Annotated in this window: 2 protein-coding genes; both read left to right on the forward strand. The window is 41.1% G+C overall.

Annotation, left to right across the window (positions count from 1 at the left end):
* Window positions 1-2460: ATP-dependent chaperone ClpB (gene clpB / locus E1176_RS03925; RefSeq protein WP_155209267.1), on the forward strand; the 2460-nt coding region annotated here is incomplete at its 5' end.
* Window positions 2461-2643: 183 nt separating this feature from the next.
* Window positions 2644-3387, forward strand: coding sequence for an SDR family oxidoreductase (locus E1176_RS03930; protein WP_155209268.1), 744 nt, complete (start codon window positions 2644-2646; stop codon window positions 3385-3387).
* Window positions 3388-3512 lie beyond the last annotated feature (125 nt).

Below are 3512 nucleotides of genomic sequence, written 5' to 3' on the forward strand. Positions count from 1 at the left end.
AAACTGAATATCAATAAAAACCTAATAGACTCAAGGCTGGAAGAGATAATCAACAGTTATCCTAAAGTAAGTGGTCAGAAACCTTATTTATCTAATGATGCTGCAGCTGCATTGCAGAAAGCTGATAAAGAATTAAAAAGCTTTGGCGATGAATTTATAGCCGTAGAGCACATCATACTTGGCTTATATGACGGTAAAGATAAAGTGGCTCAACTTCTGAAAGATGCTGGTTTTGAACGCAAGTCACTAATTGCGGCCATCAAAGAGCTAAGAGGTGGCGATACGGTGAAGGATCAAAATGCTGAGTCTAAGTACCGGTCTTTGGAGCGTTATTCTATCAACCTCAATGAGCAGGCAAAAGCGGGAAAGATAGATCCGGTAATTGGTAGGGATGATGAAATCAGGCGAGTACTTCAGATTCTATCTCGCAGAACCAAAAACAACCCCATATTACTTGGTGAACCTGGTGTGGGAAAAACTGCCATAATTGAGGGGATGGCTCAACGGATTGTTGACGGTGATGTGCCAGAAAACCTGAAAGACAAAATTCTGATCTCATTAGATATGGGCCTGCTCGTTGCAGGAGCTAAATATAAAGGTGAATTTGAGGAGCGATTAAAAGCTGTAATTAAAGAAGTTACTGATTCTGACGGACAGATTATTCTCTTTATAGACGAAATCCACACGCTTATTGGCGCTGGTGGAGGAGGTGAAGGAGCCATGGATGCTGCAAACTTACTCAAGCCGGCATTAGCCAGGGGTGAGCTGCATGCCATTGGTGCAACTACGCTTAAGGAGTATCAGAAATATATAGAAAAAGACAAAGCACTGGAGCGAAGATTTCAGGGTGTAATGATCAGTGAGCCTTCTCAGCAAGACGCTATATCGATCCTAAGAGGTATCAAAGATAAATATGAGCTGCACCACGGAGTGCGCATAAAAGACGATGCAGTTATAGCGGCTGTTGAGCTATCGCAACGTTATATCTCAGATAGGTTTTTGCCCGATAAGGCCATAGACTTAATGGATGAGGCTGCCTCTAAGCTCAGACTGGAAATGGACTCTTTACCAGAGGAGCTTGACGAGCTTAATCGTAAGATCATGCAACTTGAAATTGAAAGAGAAGCTATTAGACGTGAAAAGGATAAAGACAAAGAGCGTACGCTTTCTAAAGAAATAGCCGAGTTGACAGAAGCCAGAAATGGTCTTAAGGCTCGTTGGGAAAATGAAAAGGAATTGGTACAAGGCATAAGAAATGCCAAAGAGGATATTGATAAACTCAAATTTGAAGCCGAGCAGGCAGAGAAATCTGGTGACTTTGGCAAGGTGGCTGAGTTACGATATGGTAAGATTACTGAAGCGGAAAAAACACTGCAGGATTATCAGGAAAAAATAAATGCCAGCCATAATGAAAATTCTTTGATGAAGGAAGAGGTTGATAGTGAGGACATTGCTGAGGTTGTAGCCAAATGGACTGGTATACCGCTCACAAAAATGTTGCAAAGTGAAAGAGAAAAGTTGTTATCTTTGGAGCAAGAGTTGGGAGAGAGAGTTGCGGGACAAGAAGAAGCCATAAGGGCGCTATCTGATGCCGTACGGAGAAGCAGGGCTGGTTTGCAAGATCCCAAAAGACCGATTGGCTCGTTTATTTTTTTAGGTACCACTGGTGTAGGTAAAACGGAGCTGTCTAAAGCGTTAGCAGATTATTTATTTAGTGATGAGAATGCCATGGTTCGGATTGATATGTCCGAATATCAGGAAAGGCATGCGGTGAGTAGACTCGTAGGAGCGCCTCCGGGATATGTTGGTTACGATGAAGGCGGCCAGCTTACGGAAGCCGTTCGTAGAAAACCGTATTCTGTGGTCTTGCTTGATGAAATCGAGAAGGCACATCCTGATGTATTCAATATACTACTGCAAGTGCTTGATGATGGTAGACTCACCGATAATAAAGGTCGTGTGGCTAATTTTAAAAACACGATTATTATTATGACCACCAACATTGGTTCCGGCATTATTCAGGATAATTTCGAAAAACTGAATGAGGAGAATGAGGAGGAAGTAATCGAGGCAACTAAAGGTCAGGTATTTGAATTGTTGAAAAAATCGATGCGACCAGAGTTTCTAAACAGAATTGATGAAACCATCATGTTTAGACCTCTTTCTAAAACTGACATCAGAAAGATCGTAAATATCCAATTCGGACAAATAAGAGAACGATTAGCTGAGTCTGGTATGAAGATTGAGATATCTGATAAAGCATTAGATTACATCGCTAAAAAAGGTTTTGATCCGCAATTTGGTGCAAGGCCGTTGAAGCGAGTACTCCAACGAGAGATCTTAAATGAACTGTCTAAAGAAATATTGGCAGGCAAGATCAATAAAGAGGCAATCGTTGGCGTTGATATAGATGATAACAAACAAATAGAATTTATAAACCTCGACAGTGTCGAGATTTAAAGAGTAGGTTGTGAAGTTGGATATCCCGGTGGTTCGGGATTGGGTTTAGGTTGAAAGTCCCCGGCAGAGGTGCCGGGGCTTTTTTTTGTCCATACGAGTCTCTTCTCAGAAATTAAATAGGTCTTATTGCTAAACATCCCACAAGCGAGGCCTGTTGGTAAAAGTAAAAAAACCAACGAAAAAATGGACGTAAAAGACAAAGTAGTAATAATCACAGGAGCGAGTAGTGGTATTGGCGAAGCTACCGCCAAAAAATTTGCCAAAGCCGGAGCAAAAGTAGTTTTGGCAGCAAGAAGAAAAGAAAAGCTGACTGCGCTAAAAGAAGATATAGAAAATGAAGGTGGCGAGGCATTGGTTGTAGAAACTGATGTTACTAAGCGAGAGGATGTAAAAAATCTTGCTCAGAAAACTAAAGATGAATTTGGAGCCTGCGATGTGCTTGTAAATAACGCAGGAATAATGCCGCTAAGCTATATGAAAAACATGCATGTAGATGAGTGGCTCAAAATGGTAGATGTAAATGTAAATGGCGTGCTGCACTGTTTAGCAGAAACTTTGCCTGACATGACAGAAAGAAAAAGTGGGCATATCGTAAACATATCAAGTGTAGCAGGGCGAGAGGTTATGAATGGTAGTGCAGTGTACTCAGCCACTAAATATGCTGTGAGAGCTTTGAGCGATGGTCTGAGAAAAGAACTTTCTCCAAAACATGGTATAAGAGTCACTTGTATTGAGCCCGGTGCTGTAGAAACAGAGCTTACAGAATCGATCACAGACGATGAATTGATGAATGATTTTAAAGACATGTTTGCTGATCTGGACTTTTTAGACAGTGAAGATATAGCCAATGCGATTTACTACGCAGTGTCTCAGCCAAATGGTGTGCATATCAATGAGCTACAAGTAAGACCGACCTCACAAGGATAAAGCAAATACTATTCGATATACTCAAGTCGTCAGTTACACTGGCGACTTTTTTTATGCCTAAAAATCATCAAATGAGAATGTCTCAAGTTGTAAAACAACTCAAACAGGTCATTCTGACGAAGGAA

The sequence above is a fragment of the Fulvivirga aurantia genome (assembly GCF_009711475.1).
In the GTDB taxonomy this organism is placed as follows: Bacteria; Bacteroidota; Bacteroidia; order Cytophagales; family Cyclobacteriaceae; genus Fulvivirga; species Fulvivirga aurantia.